Origin of the sequence: Actinomyces succiniciruminis (assembly GCF_900002405.1) — a bacterium.
Lineage (GTDB): Bacteria > Actinomycetota > Actinomycetes > Actinomycetales > Actinomycetaceae > Actinomyces > Actinomyces succiniciruminis.
Genome location: NZ_LK995485.1, coordinates 38,691 through 57,404 on the forward strand (window position 1 = coordinate 38,691; position 18,714 = coordinate 57,404).

The window sequence follows — 18,714 nt, forward strand, 5'->3', positions numbered from 1 at the left end:
TTCGGGCCGGCGCCCCGGCATCCCCGCCGCGGCCGCCAGTGACCGCGCGGTTCACTCCCGCCCGAACCAGTCCTCCAGGCCGTCGGGGGAACCGGCCCAGGCCAGCGCCTCACCCATTTCGTCAGGCCGCAATAGAATCCGATGAAAGGCGTCAGCCACGCTTGCGCACTGCGCATCATCGGCGACTCCGGTGACCACCAGGTGACAACGCGGGGCATCGGGGGCGTGTTCGCTCAGCCCGGAGGCGGCAAGTTCATCCACATGCATCTGCGGCACGGCGTTCCAGAGCCCGGCCTCTCCCACGCTCACGACCCCACCGGCCACCTCCCAGGTGCACACGCGCCCGGGGCGGCTGGGCAGCCAGAAGCAGCCGCGGGCGAGCAGACCGTGACCGGCCAGGCCGGCGACGAACTCGCGTAGCCGCCCGGGGTGGAAGGGCAGCTCGGAGGACAGGTCCAGCGTGCGCACGCCGTGCTCGTCGGGTCCGCCCCACGCCCTGGTGGTGGCGGGGTGCACGCGCGCGAGCGCCGAATCAACATCGTGCCGAACGTTCAGCAGCTCCGGAAGCAGCGGTGCGTCCAAGCCCGGCAGGAGCAGTGTGTCGTGAGGGCGCAGATGCTCCACCAGGTCCCGACCAACCGGGTCCTCGCCGAGGGCGACAACCACATCCGCGTAGCCGATGGCAACCATGTGGATCTCGCCACTACAACGCCCGTCGGCGGCGTAGGACTCACCGGCGAATGCCGACAGCGGCCGATGCTCCAATAGGTCCTCCGCGGCAGAGTCTGCATCAATGACGTGCGCGACTCCGGCCAGCACGACCCCCGGCAAGAGTTCCAGCTCGTCGACCAGAGTCGGGACCAGATGAACCAGTTCCACTCCGACGGGAAGCATGATGACCGTCGTGCCATCCGGCTCAATCCGAGCGCGATCCTCGCCGACGGCGACCAGCACCTCCCGCAGCGAGCAGGTCCAGCAGTCCTTCGAGCGCGGTATGTCGATCACGGAGGTGGTACTGGAGGCAGCATCAGACATGGAAGCGGTTGTCAGCCGAACGACTCCGTGTTCCCCTCGCTCAGGAAGGAGCCTCGCCCGTATGACGAGTGCGCCTTCTCCGTGAAGTGCGAGAGCGGTCAGATCCAGTAGTGCGGGGTCGACGGCGCTGATGATGGTGAGGCAGTGCACGGCACCTCCAGCTGACGACAATGAGAATCGTTCGCATATAGTGCCTCTCATGAGCCGCTACTGCCAAGTCACCGGTGCCCGTCCGGCCACCGGGTACTCAATCTCACACTCCCACCGTCGTTCCAAGCGGCGGTGGCTGCCCAACTTGCAGACCAAGCGCTACTGGGTACCGTCTCTGGGACGCACGGTCAAGCTCAGGGTCAGCGCCAAGGGCATCAAGATCATCGACCGAGTGGGCATCGATGTTGTCGTCGCCAAGATGCGCGCCCGAGGGGAGCGAGTCTGATGGCAGCACCCAAAGGCAGGGATCTGCGTCCGGTCATCAAACTGGTTTCCACCGCCGGCACCGGATACACCTACGTCACCCGGAAGAACCGCCGCAACACCCCCGACCGCCTGGTCCTGCGCAAGTACGACCCGATTGCTCGCTGTCACGTCGAGTTCAAGGAGTCCCGCTGATGGCCAAGAAGTCCAAGCTCGCCGCCGATGCGCGTCGCCGGCGGATCGTGGCCCGCTACGCCGAGCGACGCGCCGAACTGAAGCGCGACAGCATCAACCCGACGCTCTCCGTCGAGGAACGCCAAGCCGCCATGTCCGCCCTGCATGCGCTGCCCCGCGATGCCTCCCCCACCCGGGTACGCAATCGCGACGCGGTGGACGGACGTCCCCGCGGGTTCGTCCGCAAGGCGGGCGTCTCACGCGTCCGCTTCCGGGAGATGGCCCTGCGGGGCGAGCTGCCCGGCATTACCAAGGCCTCTTGGTAGCTCCCTCATCGACAATCTCTAGACTTCAGGAGTCGCTCCATGCGTCCAGGAATCCACCCCGACTACCATCCCGTTGTCTTTCGCGATAAGGCCGCAGACTTCGCCTTCCTCACGCGTTCCACCATCACGTCGCCCCACACCATCCAATGGGAGGACGGCAACACCTACCCGCTGGTCGACGTCGACATCTCCAGCGCCTCACACCCGTTTTGGACGGGGAAGGGACGCATTCTGGATACAGCCGGACGGGTAGAGAAGTTTGAGCGCCGCTACGGCAAGCGCTCCCGCCGATATCCCCCTACACCGTTGAAAGGAGACTCCATGAAGGTCCGCGCCTCTATCCGCTCACTCACCAGGCAGCCGGGCAGCAAGGTCGTGCGCCGTCGCGGCCACACCTACGTCATCAATAAGAAGAACCCGCGTTTCAAGGCCCGTCAGGGCTGAGCCCAAGCCGCGGGACGGACCGCGACGAACGGATCGCGACGAACGGACCGCGACAAACGGACCGCGACAATAGGCTCCCGGCCCCGTCTTCGCGGCATCGGCGACCTTGGCGCCCCGGGCGTACGCTCGGGGCATGTCGCCTTCCCGTCCCGTTCTGGTAGTCCTCGGCGGGTTGCCCGCCACCGGGAAGTCCACCGTGGCTCGCGAACTCAATCGCGACGGCGCCCTGTCCTACATTCGAATCGACTCCATCGAGCAGGCGTTAAGAGCCTCCGGTGAGATGGGCAGCGGCGGCGTCCAGGGCTCCGGGTACGCCGTCGGTTACGCCGTTGCGGGTGACCTGCTGGACGGCGGTAACGACGTTCTCGCCGAGTGCGTCAACCCGCTGCCGCTCACCCGCGACGCGTGGCGGAATACCGCCCGGACCCACAATGCGGTTCTGATCGAGGTCGAGCTGGTCTGTTCCGATCCCGCTGTTCACCGCGAGCGCGCCGAGAGCCGCGACGTCGACATCCCCGGCCTGGAGGTGCCCGGCTGGCGGGCGATACAGGCACGCGAATACCACCCGTGGGACGACGCCGCCGTGCTGCGCATAGACACTGCCACGACCAGCCCGCAGGACGCCGCCGCTGCCATCCGCGCCGCCGCGCGTGCCGCCGTGGGCTCCTGATACCCGCGCTCCGTTCCCGACGCCGTCGCGACGCGCCTCCAGTCCGCCCTTCGTCTCTAATTCCCCGCTCCCACCGCACCCGGCTACCCTCCTGCCATGACCACGTCCGCCCCCACCGCACCCGCCGACGCCCGCCACCTCGTGCTGACCCTGTCCTGCCCCGACCGCCCGGGCATCGTCAACGCCGTCTCCGGCGCGCTGGCCCGACGCGGCGGCAACATCACCGAGTCCAAGCAGTTCGGCGACGAGGCCTCCGGCCTGTTCTTCATGCGCGTACAGGTAATGACCACCGTGGCCCGCGAGGAGTTGGAGAAGGACCTGGCCGAGCTGGCCCGCACCTACTCCATGACCTGGTCGCTGGACGAGGTCGGCCGCCCCATGCGCACCCTGATCATGGTGTCCAAGGAGGGCCACTGCCTGACCGACCTGCTCTTCCGCGCCCGCAGTCAGGGCCTGCCGATCGACGTCGTCGGCGTGGTCGGCAACCATGAGGACCTGCGGCCCGTGGCCGACTTCTACGGCGTCCCCTTCCACCACATCCCGGTGACCAAGGAGACCAAGGCCGACGCCGAGGCGCAGCTACTGGAACTGGTGGACTCCCTGAACGTCGAACTGGTGGTGCTGGCCCGCTACATGCAGATCCTCTCCCCCACCCTGTGCGAGCGGCTCCACGGCGGGGTCATCAACATCCACCACTCCTTCCTGCCCAGCTTCAAGGGCGCCAACCCCTACCGGCAGGCGCACGAGCGCGGCGTGAAGCTGATCGGCGCCACCGCCCACTACGTCACCCCCGATCTGGATGAGGGCCCCATCATCGAGCAGGACGTCACTCGCGCCAACCACGAGGACTCCGTGGAGACGCTGCGCGCCAAGGGGCAGGACGTCGAACGCCGCGTGCTCGCGCAGGCGGTGCGCTGGCACGCCGAGCACCGGGTGCTGCTCAACGGCCTGCGCACCGTCGTCTTCGCCTGACGCCGGCCCCACCCCGGCGCGGGTTTTCCTGACGCCTCTTGAGCCTGCCCGGCGACGGCGAAACACTGACGCCGTGTCCATCGCCCTCGCCCTGCACCTGCTTGCCGCGCTCGCCACCGCCATGGTCGCCGGCTTCCTGGCCATGTACTGCCTGACGATCGGCGGCTTCTTCAGCCATATGGTGCGCACCGGTCAGATCGAGGCTCTACAGCGCCATTACGCGCCCTTCCGACGCCGCACGCATCTGAAGACCACCTACGCAGCGGCCATGCTCCTCCAGTTCTTCGCGTCCGTGGCGGCGCTCGCCGCAAGCTGGCACACGCCCCTGATCGGCCGCGTCCTCGCCGTCGCCGCCCTGCCCCTGTTGCTCACCGTCCACCGGGTCACCGGCTTCACCGAACCGGAGGAGACGCTGGTCTCCGGTCGGCCGATCGCCGACGACGCCGCCGCCCGCTACCTGCGGCTCAACCTGCCGCTGCACGCGCTATACGCCTGCTTCTACACGCTCGCCGCGACCTGGCTGCTCGCCGAGCTCGCGCGCACTTGAGCGGTACGTGCCCATCCACCAGGTCCGCTTCCAGGGTCGCGCCGAACTCGCGCGCGTGAGCGATACTCACCCCGACGGCGCCGCCGGCGTCGCCCCGTCGTACTCTCGCGCGTGAATGGTCGGTCGTTCCGGTCGGCCCCAGGCACGCCGGCAAGCCGTCTACCGCGGCTTCGCCACCTCAGACCGGCCGCGCGGCAGCCGGTTGAGCCGCTCCGTCATGACCAGGCCCAACAGGGCCAGCGCCAGGAGGTAGAAGGGGAGCAGCCACAGGCCGACCCGGCCGGAGATGAGCCCGAACAGTGGCGGCATGATGGTGGTCCCCGTGTAGGCCGCCGCCATCTGGATGCCGATGATCGCCTGCGAGTTGGCGCGTCCGAAGTTGGCGGGCGTGGAGTGAATGACCGCCGGATACACCGGGGCCGCGCCTATGCCGGCCAGGGCGAAACCGACGAATGACACCTGTCCCAGTGGCAGCGCCACGATCGTCGCGCCGACGGCCCCCAGTAGGAAACCGCCCCTAATGAGCTGCCGGTCCCCGACCCGGTCGGCGAAGAAGCCGCACAGGAAGCGGCCAGCGGTCAGCCCCAGGATGAACAGGGCCCCGAAGGACGCCGCCGTGGATGCGTCAAAGCCCCGGTCGGAGACGAAGAAGGTCGCGCCCCACAGCATGGCCGTCTGTTCGAAGGCGCAGTAGGCGAAGAATGCGAGCAGGACGGAGGGGACCCCGGGGATGCGCAGCGCCGTCCGGAGCGAGACGTGCCCGCGGGCACTGCCTGCAGCGCCGTCGGCCGCGGTGGCCTCGGAGGACGCAGCCTCCCCTGCGGACTCTCCGGGACTGGCCGCCACAGCACGCTGCCACAGCGGGAGGCTGGCGAGCAGCACCGCCGCCAGCCCGACCTGCAGCAGGCCGATCGTCCGGTATGCGGCCGGCCAATTACCGTCGGCGGACAGGGCCAGACTCATGACGAAGGGACTGATGGACGCGCCCACGCCCCAGAAGCTGTGCAGCCAGTTCATGTGCCGCGCCGTGTAGTGGAGGGCCACGTAGTTGTTGAGCGCCGCGTCGACCGCCCCCGCGCCCAGGCCGTAGGGGACGGCCCACAGGCACAGCATCCAGAACTGGCTGGCGGTCGAGAAGCCCAGCAGCGCCACGGCGGTGAGCACCACGCTCACAGTGGTGACCAGCCCCGCGCCGAAACGCCGGGTCAGCCGCTCGGAGGCGAGGGAGGAGACGATGGTGCCGACGGCGATGATGAAGGTGACTCCCCCGGCAAAGGACACCGGTACACCCAGGTCCTCGTGCATGACGGGCCAGCCCGCGCCCACGAGCGAGTCCGGCAGACCGAGACTGATGAAGGCCAGGTAGATGATGGCGAGTAGCAGCAGATACACGAGGAGCCTCTCCGAGTAACGGCAGGCGGCGCTGAGCGCCGGGGAGTCGATCAGCACCAATCAAGAAATTAACCGACGACGCTATTTTAATAGTCCCTTCCCGGGTGACAAGGGCCGTTCGTCCACATCGCGCCCCACCCTCGCCCACACGGCGGGCCTACGCGGAGTCCTGAGCGAGTGCACCGGCTTCATCGGCCAGCCTCGCGACCGCCAGCCGGTCGACTTTGCCCGGCCCGCGCAGCGGCAGCGCATCGACGACGACGATCCGCTTGGGAGCATGCGCCCCGTCCAGTCGCTGCCGCGCGGCCGCCCGCAACTGCTCCGCCCAGACCCGCCGGTCGCCAGGCTTCGCCGTTGACTCCGGCACGACGACGGCGACGACGGTATGTCCCCACTGCGCATCGGGCACCCCGACGACGCACGCCTCCGCCACCCCCCCCAGCGCGGTGAGCACCTGTTCGACTTCACGCGGAACGACCTTGATGCCGCCGGTGATGATGACGTCATCCACGCGTCCGAGCACGGCCAGGCGCCGTACCCCGTCCGTGCCGTCGATCAGTTTCCCGATATCACTGGTGAGCAGATCGCGGCGGGCAGCCGGGTCGCTCCGCTCGCGAAAGACCGCCGCGCCCGCCGACGGCGCCCGCCCCGCTCCCCTCTCGGCGTACCCGTGGGCGAGGACCGGCCCGGCGACCACGACTCGGCCCACCCCGTCCCCGTCCGGGTTCTCGATGCGCACCTCCACCCCATCCAGCGGCACGCCGTCGTAGACGCAGCCGCCGCCGGTCTCGCTCATGCCGTAGGTCGTCACCACCCGTACCCCGGCGGCGCGGGCGCGCTCCAGCAGGGCCGGGTCGGCGCCGGCCCCGCCCAGCAGGACGGCGTCGACGCGGGCCAAGGCTGCTCGTGCCTGTTCCTGCCCCGCAGCGAGGGCCCGCACCAGCTGGGTGGGTACCAACGAGACGCGCACCGGGTCGCCCGGCCGGGTGGCGAGCGCCCGCGTGATCGCGTCCGCGAGCGCGTCGGGGGTGAAACCGCGCGAGGTGTCCGCGACCACCGGTGCGCGCCCGGCGAGCAGGGAGCGCACCACTACCTGCAGCCCGGCGACATGCTGCGCGGGCAGGGCCAGCACCCAGCTGCCGGGCCCGCCCAGGCGTGCGTGCGTGGCACGCGCGGAGGCGGTCAACGCCCTCATGCCCATGGCCACCAGGGCACCGGTTCCGGTGGTGGAGCCGGAGGTGCGCAGCAGTAGGTCCACCTCGGGATCGATGGCGGGACCGTGCGGATCCAGGCGCCGGGCCAGCTCGGATTTGACGGCGTCGGCGTCCTCGCCCGGACCGATGGGGACCAGCAGGGGGCGGGCTTTCCCGCAGTCCCCGGCGCCTGCCTCGAACCGGTCGCGCAGCGCCGTGATGAAGGCGACGACGTCGTCGGGGAGATTGCCCCCGCGCAGGAGGAACAACGGGCGGGGAAAGCTAGTTGTCGAAGACACGACCACCAGGGTGGCACGCCGACCGGCCGCCGCCATAGCTCCACTAACGGTTAGGGTAGATACGTGCGTGCCGTCCCCTACATCCTCCCGCTGGTGCTGGCCCTCTACGCCCTGCTCGACTGCATACGCACCCCGTCTGAGAACATGCCGGCGCGCCTGCCCAAGCCCATGTGGATCCTGCTCATCCTGGTCATGGCGGTGGTCGGACCGATCGCCTGGATCATCACCTCGCGGGTGCGTGCCGCCGAGGAACGCGGCGGCGAGATCGAGCGCACCGTGTGGTCCTCCAGGGAGCGCGTCGACCTGCACCTGGCGGAGCGCCCCCGCCCGGTTGCACCCGACGACGACCCGGAGTTCCTCGCCCACCTCGAGCAGGACATCCGCCGCCGTCGCCGCCGTGACAAGGACGCGGGCACGACCGACGCCCCCGGCAACCGGAATGAAGACTCCGACAAGAACTCCGACGATCACGGTGCGGATGGCCCGGGCGTTTCCTCAGACGGCTCTCCGACGTCGTGATCCTCCGGCCGACATCCCGGACAGCATCCAGCAGCACTCAGGCATCGTCCATAGGCGCCGGCAGAGCCGGGCACTCACCGGAAGCTCCAGCACCTGGCTCTCGGGTAGGTGCGCTCGTAGCCCCCTCCCGCGCCGTCAGCTCGGCTCGTAGGGGGCGACGACGATCTCGACGCGCTGGAGCTCCTTGACGTCGGCGTAGCCGGTGGTGGCGAGCGTGCGGCGCAGGGCGCCCATGATGTTCAGAGTGCCGTCGGCGCGGTCCGAGGGGCCGGAGAGGATCTGCTCCATGGTGCCGACGGTGCCGACATGGCTGCGGTAGCCGCGGGGCAGCCGCTCATGGCGGGCCTCGGCGCCCCAGTGATAGCCGCCGCCGGGAGCCTCCTCGGCGCGCGCCAGTGCAGCACCCAGCATGACGGCGTCGGCGCCGCAGGCGATGGCCTTGACGACGTCGCCGGAGTTGCCGACCGAGCCGTCGGCGATGACGTGCACGTAGCGGCCACCGGACTCGTCCATGTAATCGCGGCGGGCGGCGGCCACGTCGGCGACGGCGGTGGCCATGGGCATGTGCAGGCCCAGGACCTGGCGCACGGAGGAGGAGGCCCCGCCGCCCTGGCCGACGAGCACGCCCGCCGCTCCGGTGCGCATCAGGTGCAGCGCGGCGGTGTAGGTGGTGACCCCGCCGACCACCACGGGCACATCCAGCTCATAGATGAAGCGCTTGAGGTTCAGTGGCTCGACCGAGCCGGACACGTGCTCGGCGGAGACGACCGAGCCGCGGATGACCAGCAGGTCGACGCCCGCTTCGACGACCGTGCGCCAGTGCCGCTGCGTCTGAGAAGGGCTGAGGCGTCCGGCGACGACGACGCCGGCCTCGCGAATCTGCGCCAGCCGGGCGGTGATGAGTTCGGGCTGCACCGGCGGGCGGTAGACCTCCTGCAACACCGCGGTGGCCTGCTCCGGGTCCGCGTTGCGGATGCGCTCCAGGGCGGGGGCCGGGTCCTCGTAGCGGGTCCACAGGCCCTCCAGGTCGAGCACGCCGATGCCACCGAGTTTTCCCACCAGGATCGCGGTCTCGGGACTCATCACCGAGTCCTGGGGCGAGGCCATTACCGGCAGGTCCACGTGGTAGGCGTCCAGCTGCCAGCCCACGCGCACGTCGCGCACATCGCGGGTGCGGCGCGCCGGGACCAGCGCAATGTCGTCGAAGGAGTAGGCCTGTCGGGCGCGCTTGTCCCGCCCGATCTCGATCTCACCGCTCATGGCGAGCATCGTAGCGAGCATCGCCCCGGACACCTGCGTCTCCGGTCGCGCTATTCGTGTCGGAGGGCGGTGGCACACTCGGCACATGAGCGAGCAACCAGTACCCATGCCGACCACGGCGCCCGGTTCCTGGGCCGCCGGTCCACTGCTCGGATTCGACACCGAAACCACCGGGGTCTCCCCCAGCGCTGACCGCCTGGTGACGGCGGCTCTTGTCGCCCGCGGTCCGCGCGGCGCCGACGGCTCGCGCACGCAGCAAATCACCACCTGGCTGGCGGACCCGGGCGTGGCGATCCCCGCGTCGGCCACGGCCGTGCACGGCATCAGCACCGAGCGCGCCCGCGCCGAGGGGCGCCCGGTCGGCGAGGTGCTGGAGGAGGTGGCGGCGACGCTGGTGGCGGCGATGGCCGCGGGCACGCCCGTGGTCGCCTACAACGCCGCCTACGACCTGACCCTGTTGGAGGCCGAACTGACTCGTCATCACCTGCCCACCCTGCGCGCCCGGCTGGGCCGCGAGTTGGGGCCGGTGGTGGACCCGCTGGTGATCGATCGGCGGGTGGACCGCTACCGGAGGGGCAAGCGGCGCCTGACGGACCTGTGCGCCTTCTACGGGATAGACCCGGAGGCGGCCGGCCTGCACACCGCGGAGGTGGACGTGGTGGCCACGCTGGATGTGCTCGACGCCATGGCCTACGCCCACCCGGAGATCGCCCGCATCCCGCGCGCGGAACTGATGGCCTGGCAGGCGGCCGCCCACCGCGACTGGGCGGTCTCCTTCAACGACTTCCTGCGCCGCCGTGGCCGCACGCCCGACGTCGACACCGCCTGGCCGCTGCCCGACGGCGTGTGACAGCGCCGACGGCAGGCCGGCCCGCCAGTCTCGCGGCGCGCTCAGACTCGCGGCGCGCCCGCGGTCAGGATGCGCGGCCGGTGTAGTTGGGGGCCTCGACGGTCATCTTCACATCGTGCGGGTGGGACTCCTTGAGCCCGGCCGCGGTGATGCGCACGAACTGGCCGTTGGCCTTCAACTCGGGGATGGTGCGCGCGCCCACGTAGAACATCGACTGGTGCAGGCCGCCGACGAGCTGGTAGACGACGTCGGCCAGCGCCCCGGAGAAGGGTACCTGCCCCTCGATGCCCTCGGGGATGATCTTGTCGTCCCCGGAGACGTCGGCCTGGAAGTAGCGGTCCTTGGAGTAGGACTTGCGGCCGCGCGAGCTCATGGCGCCAAGCGACCCCATGCCCCGGTAGCGCTTCCACTGCTTGCCGTTGACGAACACCAGGTCGCCGGGGGACTCGGTGCAGCCGGCCAGCAGGGAGCCGAGCATGACGGTGTCGGCGCCGGCCACCAGGGCCTTGGCGATGTCACCGGAGTACTGCAGGCCGCCGTCGGCGATGAGCGGCACGTCGGCGGGAGTGCAGGCGCGGGCGGCCTCGTACACGGCGGTCACCTGGGGCACGCCCACGCCGGCGACCACCCGGGTGGTGCAGATGGAGCCGGGACCGACCCCCACCTTGACGGCGTCCACGCCGGCGTCGATGAGCGCCTGGGCGCCCTCGCGGGTGGCGACGTTGCCGCCGATGACCTCGATGCCGGAGAAGGCCGGGTCGTGCTTGAGCCGGGAGATCATCTCCAGGGCCAGCTTGGCGCCGCCGTTGGCCGTGTCCACCACGATCACGTCGACGCCGGCCTCGGCCAGCGCCCCGGCCCGCTCCCAGGTGTCGCCCCAGTAGCCGACGGCGGCGCCGACCACCAGCCGGCCCGCCTCGTCCTTGGTGGCATTGGGGTACTGCTCGGTCTTGACGAAGTCCTTGACGGTGATCAGGCCGGACAGGCGGCCGTCGGAGTCGACGATCGGCAGCTTCTCGATGCGGTTCTCGGCCAGCAGCGCCTTGGCGTCCTCCCGGGAGATGCCGGTGGGACCGGTGATCAGTCGCTCGCGCGGGGTCATGCACTCGCGCACAGTCAGGGTGTCCCAGCGCTCGGGCGGCACGAAGCGCAGGTCGCGGTTGGTGATGATGCCCAGCAGGTTGCCGGCGTCGTCTACGACCGGCAGGCCGGAGACCTTGTAGTGGCCGCACAGCTCGTCCAGCTGGGAGATGGTGGCGTCCGGGCCGACCGTGACCGGGTCGGAGACCATGCCGGACTCCGAGCGCTTGACGCGGCGCACGTGCTGGGCCTGCTCCTCGATCGAGAGGTTGCGGTGCAGGATGCCGATGCCGCCCTGCCGGGCCATGGCGATGGCCATGTCGGATTCGGTGACGGTGTCCATGGCGGCGCTCAGCAGCGGGGTGGCCAGGGAGATCTTGCGGGTCAGACGGGAGGTGGTATCGACTTCGGAGGGGATGACGTCGGTCAGCCTGGGCAGCAGGAGGACGTCGTCGTAGGTGAGTCCGGTGGGGGCGAAGATGTCGGGGCTGGTGATCGAGTCGCTCACGGCAGCATCGTAGAGCCCCGGCGGCGCCCACCGCACACGGGGATGCGCCACAGCCCCGGAACAGCCCTGTGGGGCGGCAGGCATGCGCCCACCGCCCCACAGGCAACGTCAAAAACCTCGGCAGGTGCCGGGTCAGCGGGTGACAACCGCCAGCACGTCGCGCGCGGACAGGATCAGGTAGTCCTCGCCGTCGTACTTGACCTCGGTGCCGCCGTACTTGGAATAGATGACGACGTCGCCCTCGGCGACGTCAACCGGGATGCGCTTGCCGGAGTCGTCGACGCGGCCCGGGCCCACGGCCAGAACCTTGCCCTCCTGCGGCTTCTCCTTGGCGGTGTCCGGAATGACCAGCCCGGACGCGGTGGTCTGCTCGGCCTCGACCGTCTGCACGACGATGCGGTCCTCGAGCGGCTTGATGGAGATCGACATGCGTTCTCCCCTTCTCGCTTCTTGAGTATGGAATGACTGGATGCCGCATCCCGGGAGTGCCGAGCCGCCGTCGCGGGGGTCGGTCCGACACGCGTGAGCTGCGGGTCGCGTGAGAAGCCGAAGCACCTCGCGCGCCGAAAGAGAATCTACGCGCGCCTTAGCACTCAGTCAACGCGAGTGCTAAGGCGCGCATCCCGGTTCGCCGAGGGCGTGCACCACGGCGCAGTGCCCCCGAGGCTCGGCCGCCGGATCGACGGCGCGCACAGTCCGTCGCTCAGGCCGCCCGGTTGGCGCGGGTGAAGGCAATGGCCTCCTCCACACTGGTCTCCCGGTCCCCCAGCAGCGGGGTGCGGTTGGTGGCCACATCCCAGGCGGCCTTGACCGCGGCCCCGCGCTCACGCAGCCAGCTGTAGGTCCAGGTGGAGCGGTTGGCACGGGCACGCGCGTCCCCGACGCCGCTGGCGTCCACGCCGACGGCGCGGCACACGGCCACCGCTCGCGCCTCGTGGAAGTCCTGAGTGACAAGGATCGCGTCCGACACGCCGAAGACCCGGCGAGCCCGTACGCAGGTGGCGTAGGTGTCAAAACCGGCGTAGTCGATCGCGATCGCCTCGCTGGGGATGCCGGCCGAGACCAGGTAGTCGTACATGGCGATGGGCTCGTTGTAACTGGCCTGGCCGTTGTCGCCCGACACCAGGATCGCGTCCACCCGCCCCGACTCGTACAGGTCGGCGGCCACGTCCAGCCGGTAGCGCAGCCACGGGGAGGGCTCGCCGGAGGAGTAGACGGAGGCACCCAGGACGATGGCCACCGGCGCGGTCGCCTCGTCGTCGGCGGCACCGTAGTCGGTCACATGCCCGGAGGCGGACGCCCACACCCAGGCGTTGGGCAGCGCCACCGCGGCCACCGCGAGCGCCACGATCCCGCCCACGACCCACCGCCAGCGGCGGCGCCTGTCGCGTCGTGCCACGCGTGTCCTCCTTCTCCCGGCCGACGGCCCGGGCGTTTCGCCTGCGGGCCGAGCGGCCCATACGGACGTGCCAGCGTAGCCCCTGCCGGACGGCGGCGCGGGGATAGTGAGACGGGTCTCCCCGGCGTCGCGCGGGCGGGTCGGCGTGTCATGATTTCGTGCGATGGACGGCTCCGACCTCGCCCCGCTGCTGACCCCCGAGGGTTGGTGGCTGCTCGAATCATTGCCACCCTACGACCCCGACCAGGCCCTCGTACTGTCCGAATCACTGCGCCGCGAGGGCCACTCCCCCGCGCTGGTTTCGGCCGCCCTGACGCAGCAGCGGCTGCGCCGGCGCGCGGCCACCAAGTTCGGCCCCTTCGCAGACCGCATGCTGTTCACGCCCGACGGACTGGAGCAGGCCACACGACTGGCCGTGTCCGCCCACCACGCCGCCCGCTACGCCCGCGCCGGCAGCCGGTTGGTGGCCGATCTGGGCTGCGGAATCGGCGGGGACGCGCTGGCACTGGCCTCGCTGTGCCCGGGCGTGCTGGCGGTGGAGCGCGACGAGGCGACGGCGGCACTGGCCACCGTCAACCTCACCCCCTTCCCCAACGCCGAGGTGCGGTGCGCCGACGCGCTGGAGGTGGACCTGGCCGCCGCGGGTGTGGACGCCGTCTTCGCCGACCCGGCGCGCCGCTCCGGTGGGCGGCGCATCGCCGACCCCGAGCGCTGGTCGCCGCCACTGCACAGCGTGCTGGCCCTGCGCGAGCAGGTGGCGGCCCTTGGCGTCAAGGTCGCTCCCGGCATCGACCACGCGTCGCTGCCCGCCGACGCCCATGCCCAGTGGGTGAGCGTGGACGGCGAGGTGGTCGAGGCCGGCATCTGGTGCGGCCAGCTCGCCCCGGAGGGCCCCGGCCGCTCCGCCCTGGTGCTGCGCACGGGCGCCGACGGCGAGTCCTCCGCCCATGTGCTGGCCGACCCCGACTGCGCCGACCCCACCCGCCCGCCGGTCCAGCTGGACCCGATCGCCGGACCAGAGGCATTGGGAGACTTCATTCACGAGCCCGACGGCGCCGCCATCCGCGCCGGCCTGGTCGCCCACCTGGCGGGACGACTGGGCGCCCACCCGGTCGGCCACCGAATCGCCTACCTGACCGGCGCAACACCTGTCGAGCCGGAGCTGGCCCCCTTCCTGCGCTCCTGGCGGCTGGTGGAGGTGTTACCACTCCACCTGAAGGCGCTGCGCTCGCGCGTGCGCACCCGCGGGATTGGCCGCCTGGAGATCCACGCCCGCGGCGTCGACGTCGCCCCCGACGCGTTGCGCGCCTCACTGCATCTGCGCGGGCAGGCCGGAGAAACCTGGCTGCTGACCCGTATCGGCGAGCGCGGCGAGCACGGCCGCTCCCCCCGGGGCGTGGTGCTCGTCGTCGCGCCCGTCGAAGCCGCGGTGCCCGCGCCCGGCCCCGCCCCAACGGGTTCGGACCCCGCCGCGCCATCCCCGCTCCCACGCCCGGACCGTTCAGCACCTTAAGCATCCGCGAAACGCCTCCCCCGAAGGAGCTCCGTCATGACACCGACCACGCCCGCATTCACCCGGACGCACCGCGCCCCCCTGATCCACCGCGCGGACCTGCCCTTCGCCCACTCCGAACGCTCCACGCTCGGCATCGAGTGGGAGCTGCAGTTGGTGGATCGCGACAGCCTGGACCTGCGCCAGTGCGCCGCTGACATCCTGCGCCTGGTGGGCCAGGACCCCAATATCCACGGGGAGATGATGCTCAACACCGTGGAGCTGGTCTCCGGGGCGCGCCACACGGTCGCCGAGTGCATCGAGGACATCGCGTTGGCCTACGGGCGGCTGCTGCCGGTGGTGGACCCGCTGCGGGTTCAGCTGGCCAGCGCCGGCACCCACCCCTTCGCCGACCCGCTGGTGCAGAAGGTCACCGACGCCGAGCGCTACGCCCGCCTGGTCGACCGCACTCGCCTGTGGGGCCACCAGATGCTCATCTTCGGCACGCACGTGCACGTGGGCATCGAGGATCGCAGCAAGGTGCTGCCGATCCTGTCCGCCCTGCTCACCCGCACCGCGCACCTGCAGTGCCTGAGCGCCTCCTCCCCGTTCTGGGCGGGGGATTCCACCGGTTACGCGGACAACCGGGCGATGATGTTCCAGCAGCTGCCGACCGCCGGCGCCCCGCACCAGCTCGGCTCCTGGGAGGAGCTGGAGGGCTTCGTCGGGGACATGGTCCACACCGGTGTGATCGAGGACTTCACCGAGGTCCGCTGGGACGTGCGCCCCTCGCCGCGCCTGGGCACGATCGAGGTGCGCTCCTGCGACGCCGCCACCAACCTGACCGAGTTGGCCGGCATCGCCGCCCTGACTCAGTGCCTGGTGGAGGACTTCTCCCGCCGCCTGGACCGCGGGGAGGAGCTGGACGCACTGCCGCCGTGGTACGTGAATGAGAACAAGTGGCGCTCGGCCCGCTACGGGATGGACGCCATCCTGATCACCGACTCATCCGGCACGGAGGAGCTGGTCACCGACACGGTGGAGCGGATGCTCACCGAGTTGGCGCCGGTGGCCGCGGACCTGGGTTGTGAGACGGAGTTGGAGAGCGTGCGCGCCACCCTGGAGGCCGGCGCCTCCTACCAGCGCCAGCTCGCCGCGGCCACCGCGGCGAGCAGCAACGAGGCGGCCATGCGACTGCTGCTGGAAGAGGTGCGCGCCGGCCGTCCGCTGACCCCCGCGGAGGTTACGGCCCTGGTCGCCGACGGCATCAGCCCCGCCCCCGCGACCCCGGCCCGGCCCTCCCGCAACCGGCGCCGTTAACCCGCCGAGGTCGGTCGATCTTACGTGCCGAGGTCGGTCGATATAACCATCGAGGTCGGCACTAATCACGTGCCGAGCTCGGCGAAACAGGAGGCGAGCGGGCGGGAGGCCGGTGGGCGAGGCCGGTGGGCTCAGTGCGCCACGGGGATGTCCAGGGGCATGCCGGAGTCGGGGGCGAAGTCCATGGGGCTCGGCTCCACGCCCGCACGCACCGCCTCCGCCCCCAGGGCCGCGATCTGGGCGCCGTTGTCCGTGCAGTATTTCAGCGGCGGCAGCCGCAGGGTGATGCCGGCGGCCTCGCAGCGCTGCGCCGCGAGCGCCCGCAGCCGGGAGTTGGCGGAGAAGCCGCCGCCGATCACCAGGGTGTCGCAGCCGGTGTCCCGGCAGGCCTGCACCGCCTTCGCGGTGAGCGAGTCGTTGACCGCCTCGGAGAAGGCGGCGCACACGTCGGCGGCCGGCACCTCCTGGCCTGTGTCCACCAGCGACTCCACATAGCGGGCGACCGCCGTCTTCAGGCCGGAGAAGGAGAAGTCGTAGCGGTGGCGCTCGCGGTCCTTGGCGGCGGCCAGACCGCGCGGGAAGCGAATCGCCTCGACGTCTCCCTCCTGGGAGAGCCGGTCGACGTGCGGGCCGCCCGGGTAAGGCAGCCCGAGCAGGCGGCCGACCTTGTCGAAGGCCTCCCCGGCGGCGTCGTCGAGGGTACTGCCCAACTCGACGACGTCGGTGGCCAGGCCGTGGATGTCCAGCAGACTGGAGTGGCCGCCGGAGACGATCAGGCCGATGAAGTGCTCGGGGGCGGGGCCGTCGATGAGCTCGTCGACGGCGATGTGTCCGATGACGTGGTTGACACCGTAGATGGGCTTGCCGAGCGACGCGGCCAGGGCCTTGGCGGCGCTGACGCCGACGGTGAGGGATCCGATCAGCCCGGGGCCGGCGCTCACGGCGATCGCGTCGACGTCGGTAAGGGCGACCCCGGCCCGCTCCAGCGCGGCGTCCAGGGTGGGCAGGAAGGACTCCAGGTGGGCGCGGGAGGCGATCTCGGGGATGATGCCGCCGAAGCGGGCGTACTCATCCATGGAGGTCGCCACGACGTCGCCGAGCAGTTCACGGCCGCGTACCAGGGCGACGCCGGTCTCGTCGCAGGTGGACTCGATGCCGAGGATCAGTGGTTCACTCACGGCGCCCAAGCGTAGCCGCCTAAACCGGCGTCAGTAGTGACTGACGACGGCGGTGCCGATGCCCGCCCAGTCGTAGAACCAATGAGCCTCATCCTCCGGCAGGTTGATGCAGCCGTGGGAGCCAGCGTCGGAACCGACCCCGAAATGCTCGGCCCAGGGGGCGGAGTGGATGGCGTAGTTGCCGTGCCAGTAGGTCACCCAGTGTACGTCCTTTTGGCAGTAGGACCAGCCGGGGCTGCAGCCCAGGTCCTGCTCGGCGTAGGTCAGGTACACCTCGTAGGTGCCCGTGATGGTCTCGTTCCCGGTGCCGCCGTGGTTCATGAGGACCGGGCCGTGGACCTGCTGGTAGCCCTCGTAGGCGGTAATCGTGGAGTCGGTGAGGTTGATGTCGATCCACTTCTCGCCGTCGTCAGCGCTGTAGGCGAAGCGATCGGCGCCGGCGGAGACGACCCGCTGCTCGGTGTCGGCGGACACCGCACGAGTGGTCAGTTCACCGCTGTAGGAGTCGCCGGAGTCGAGGGCGGCGATGATGCCGTCGGTGACCGCGGTGCGGTTGGTGACCTCCAGACCGTCCTGGGCGGGACGGGCGGGTTCGAGCAGGTTGCCCTCGGCGTCGACATTGTCGATGCCGGTGATGGGGTCCAGTTCGATTGCGGCGGCCGCATCGTCGACCCAGACGGCGACGCTCTCCTCCAGCAGCGTGGGCACGAGTTCGCCGTCGACGGCGGTGGTGCCCACCCAGGATGCGCGGGTGGCAGCCTCGGCCGTCATGGTCTTTCCCTCGGCGGTGAGCGTCACGGCGGGGGCGATGAGCGCGTTGGCGGCCGCAGCGGCCTGTTCGGCGGCGGCATCCGATACGGCGGGGGCGACGTCCACGAGCGTCAGCTCGGCACGCTGGGAGGTGAGGGTATCGGTGGCCTCCGCGACGACGGCGGTCAGTGCTTCGACGTCCACCCCCTGGCCGTTGGTCCCGGGGACGGCCTCAAAGGCGTCCCCGGAGGCGGTGGGCTGGATGGAGGCGTTCACGGCGGCGCTGCCCGCCTGAGCGTCAATGCGAGCGGCGAGGGCGGCCACGGCGTCGGGGTCCACGGTGGCGGCCGGCTCGTCCCCGGGGGTGGCCGGGGACGCCGGGTCCTCACCGGACACGACGGCGCGGGCCATGGCGTCGGCGTCGACACGCCCGCCGGCCTGCGCCAAAGGCGTGGTGATGGTCTGCCCGGCGACGGTGATGGTGACCGTGGTCTCGGCGGCCTGATTCGCGACGACGGCGGCAACCTCGGCCCGGGTCATGCCGGCCATGTTCTGCCCACCGACGGTGGCACCGGCGGGCGCGAGGCCCACGGCATAGGCGGCGCGGCCGGAAATGCCGGCCAGTGGCGCCGCCAGGACCAGCGCGAGCAGCACGGCGATCACCCGCCCGCGAACGTCGAGTCCGCCGGCGGCGTGTCTGGGTGTATGCGCGGCCAGTGCGCGCCGCAGTCCGAGAAGTCTGTTCACCGTCCCTCCGGTTAAGGCAGTGTAACGACGTCTTGTGGGAAGGGGGCAACCATACAGCGGTCGACTGTGATTGCTAACCGGTGGCCGCCGTCACATGCGCCGAGGTCGGTCGACGTTAACGGCTCTTCCGGTTTGTGGCGGGGGG

The 18,714-nt window shown here is 70.7% G+C and carries 20 protein-coding genes and 1 pseudogene; 12 read left to right on the forward strand and 9 right to left on the reverse strand.

Annotated elements, in window-relative coordinates:
• Positions 1 to 51: 51 nt before the first annotated feature.
• Entirely contained in the window at positions 52 to 1,236 is a 1,185-nt protein-coding gene (locus tag BN1056_RS04930; RefSeq protein ID WP_210579525.1) for a GTP-binding protein, read from the reverse strand.
• On the opposite strand from BN1056_RS04930, the gene rpmB reads away from it, so the two are divergent.
• The 8 genes and pseudogenes from rpmB (at position 1,235) to BN1056_RS04970 (ending at position 4,582) form a co-directional block, all read left to right on the forward strand.
• The gene (rpmB, locus tag BN1056_RS04935) at positions 1,235 to 1,471 is read left to right on the forward strand and encodes a 50S ribosomal protein L28 (RefSeq protein ID WP_073327455.1); all 237 of its coding nucleotides are present in this window, start codon (positions 1,235 to 1,237) and stop codon (positions 1,469 to 1,471) included. The genes BN1056_RS04930 and rpmB overlap by 2 nt on opposite strands.
• Positions 1,471 to 1,644, forward strand: a complete 174-nt coding sequence (gene rpmG, locus BN1056_RS04940) for a 50S ribosomal protein L33 (RefSeq protein ID WP_073327457.1) — start codon at positions 1,471 to 1,473, stop codon at positions 1,642 to 1,644. Before rpmB ends, rpmG begins: the two co-directional genes overlap by 1 nt.
• Positions 1,644 to 1,949: a 30S ribosomal protein S14 gene (gene rpsN / locus BN1056_RS04945; RefSeq protein WP_073327458.1), complete on the forward strand. Its 306-nt coding sequence runs from the start codon at positions 1,644 to 1,646 to the stop codon at positions 1,947 to 1,949. Before rpmG ends, rpsN begins: the two co-directional genes overlap by 1 nt.
• A 39-nt stretch (positions 1,950 to 1,988) precedes the next feature.
• A pseudogene (locus BN1056_RS04950) lies at positions 1,989 to 2,237 on the forward strand (type B 50S ribosomal protein L31); the annotation flags it as partial.
• A gap of 33 nt (positions 2,238 to 2,270) precedes the next feature.
• The gene (gene ykgO / locus BN1056_RS04955) at positions 2,271 to 2,393 is read left to right on the forward strand and encodes a type B 50S ribosomal protein L36 (protein WP_210579564.1); all 123 of its coding nucleotides are present in this window, start codon (positions 2,271 to 2,273) and stop codon (positions 2,391 to 2,393) included.
• A gap of 133 nt (positions 2,394 to 2,526) precedes the next feature.
• Positions 2,527 to 3,063 (forward strand): P-loop nucleotide/nucleoside kinase family protein, encoded by a 537-nt coding sequence (locus BN1056_RS04960; RefSeq protein WP_210579526.1) that lies wholly within the window; start codon positions 2,527 to 2,529, stop codon positions 3,061 to 3,063.
• Between the two features lie 96 nt (positions 3,064 to 3,159).
• On the forward strand, positions 3,160 to 4,035 hold the full coding sequence (purU, locus tag BN1056_RS04965; protein WP_210579527.1) for a formyltetrahydrofolate deformylase: 876 nt from the start codon (positions 3,160 to 3,162) through the stop codon (positions 4,033 to 4,035).
• A gap of 73 nt (positions 4,036 to 4,108) precedes the next feature.
• Positions 4,109 to 4,582 (forward strand): hypothetical protein, encoded by a 474-nt coding sequence (locus tag BN1056_RS04970; RefSeq protein WP_244671510.1) that lies wholly within the window; start codon positions 4,109 to 4,111, stop codon positions 4,580 to 4,582.
• Positions 4,583 to 4,741: 159 nt separating this feature from the next.
• On the opposite strand, the gene BN1056_RS04975 is transcribed toward BN1056_RS04970, so the two are convergent.
• Both BN1056_RS04975 and BN1056_RS04980 read right to left on the reverse strand, forming a co-directional pair.
• Positions 4,742 to 6,031 (reverse strand): MFS transporter, encoded by a 1,290-nt coding sequence (locus tag BN1056_RS04975; RefSeq protein ID WP_244671511.1) that lies wholly within the window; start codon positions 6,029 to 6,031, stop codon positions 4,742 to 4,744.
• A gap of 100 nt (positions 6,032 to 6,131) precedes the next feature.
• Entirely contained in the window at positions 6,132 to 7,466 is a 1,335-nt protein-coding gene (locus BN1056_RS04980) for an AMP-binding enzyme (protein ID WP_244671512.1), read from the reverse strand.
• Between the two features lie 63 nt (positions 7,467 to 7,529).
• Between BN1056_RS04980 and BN1056_RS04985 the strand changes: the two genes are divergently transcribed.
• Positions 7,530 to 7,985 (forward strand): PLD nuclease N-terminal domain-containing protein, encoded by a 456-nt coding sequence (locus BN1056_RS04985; RefSeq protein WP_210579529.1) that lies wholly within the window; start codon positions 7,530 to 7,532, stop codon positions 7,983 to 7,985.
• 135 nt (positions 7,986 to 8,120) lie between these two features.
• Here BN1056_RS04985 and BN1056_RS04990 read toward each other — a convergent pair whose 3' ends face one another.
• Positions 8,121 to 9,245 carry a GuaB3 family IMP dehydrogenase-related protein gene (locus BN1056_RS04990; RefSeq protein WP_210579530.1) on the reverse strand — a complete coding sequence of 375 codons (1,125 nt, stop codon included), beginning with the start codon at positions 9,243 to 9,245 and terminating at the stop codon, positions 8,121 to 8,123.
• 85 nt (positions 9,246 to 9,330) lie between these two features.
• On the opposite strand from BN1056_RS04990, the gene BN1056_RS04995 reads away from it, so the two are divergent.
• A complete protein-coding gene (locus tag BN1056_RS04995; protein ID WP_210579531.1) occupies positions 9,331 to 10,095 on the forward strand; it encodes an exonuclease domain-containing protein in 765 nt (254 codons plus the stop codon).
• Positions 10,096 to 10,159: 64 nt separating this feature from the next.
• Here the strand turns inward: BN1056_RS04995 and guaB are convergent, their stop codons facing one another.
• The 3 genes from guaB to BN1056_RS05010 form a co-directional block, all read right to left on the reverse strand.
• Positions 10,160 to 11,683: an IMP dehydrogenase gene (gene guaB / locus BN1056_RS05000; protein ID WP_073327473.1), complete on the reverse strand. Its 1,524-nt coding sequence runs from the start codon at positions 11,681 to 11,683 to the stop codon at positions 10,160 to 10,162.
• Between the two features lie 132 nt (positions 11,684 to 11,815).
• Complete coding sequence (gene groES, locus BN1056_RS05005) at positions 11,816 to 12,112, reverse strand: co-chaperone GroES (protein WP_073327475.1); 297 nt, start codon at positions 12,110 to 12,112, stop codon at positions 11,816 to 11,818.
• A gap of 274 nt (positions 12,113 to 12,386) precedes the next feature.
• Complete coding sequence (locus BN1056_RS05010; RefSeq protein ID WP_210579532.1) at positions 12,387 to 13,082, reverse strand: SanA/YdcF family protein; 696 nt, start codon at positions 13,080 to 13,082, stop codon at positions 12,387 to 12,389.
• Between the two features lie 163 nt (positions 13,083 to 13,245).
• Here BN1056_RS05010 and BN1056_RS05015 point away from each other — a divergent pair, with 163 nt between their 5' ends.
• Together BN1056_RS05015 and BN1056_RS05020 are read left to right on the forward strand one after the other, a co-directional pair.
• Positions 13,246 to 14,595 (forward strand): THUMP-like domain-containing protein, encoded by a 1,350-nt coding sequence (locus BN1056_RS05015; protein ID WP_210579534.1) that lies wholly within the window; start codon positions 13,246 to 13,248, stop codon positions 14,593 to 14,595.
• A gap of 36 nt (positions 14,596 to 14,631) precedes the next feature.
• Complete coding sequence (locus tag BN1056_RS05020) at positions 14,632 to 15,894, forward strand: glutamate--cysteine ligase (protein WP_210579536.1); 1,263 nt, start codon at positions 14,632 to 14,634, stop codon at positions 15,892 to 15,894.
• A gap of 131 nt (positions 15,895 to 16,025) precedes the next feature.
• On the opposite strand, the gene tsaD is transcribed toward BN1056_RS05020, so the two are convergent.
• Both tsaD and BN1056_RS14945 read right to left on the reverse strand, forming a co-directional pair.
• Positions 16,026 to 17,072 (reverse strand): tRNA (adenosine(37)-N6)-threonylcarbamoyltransferase complex transferase subunit TsaD, encoded by a 1,047-nt coding sequence (gene tsaD / locus BN1056_RS05025; protein ID WP_210579539.1) that lies wholly within the window; start codon positions 17,070 to 17,072, stop codon positions 16,026 to 16,028.
• Positions 17,073 to 17,102: 30 nt separating this feature from the next.
• Positions 17,103 to 18,569, reverse strand: a complete 1,467-nt coding sequence (locus tag BN1056_RS14945) for a L,D-transpeptidase family protein (protein WP_210579540.1) — start codon at positions 18,567 to 18,569, stop codon at positions 17,103 to 17,105.
• Positions 18,570 to 18,714: the final 145 nt, after the last annotated feature.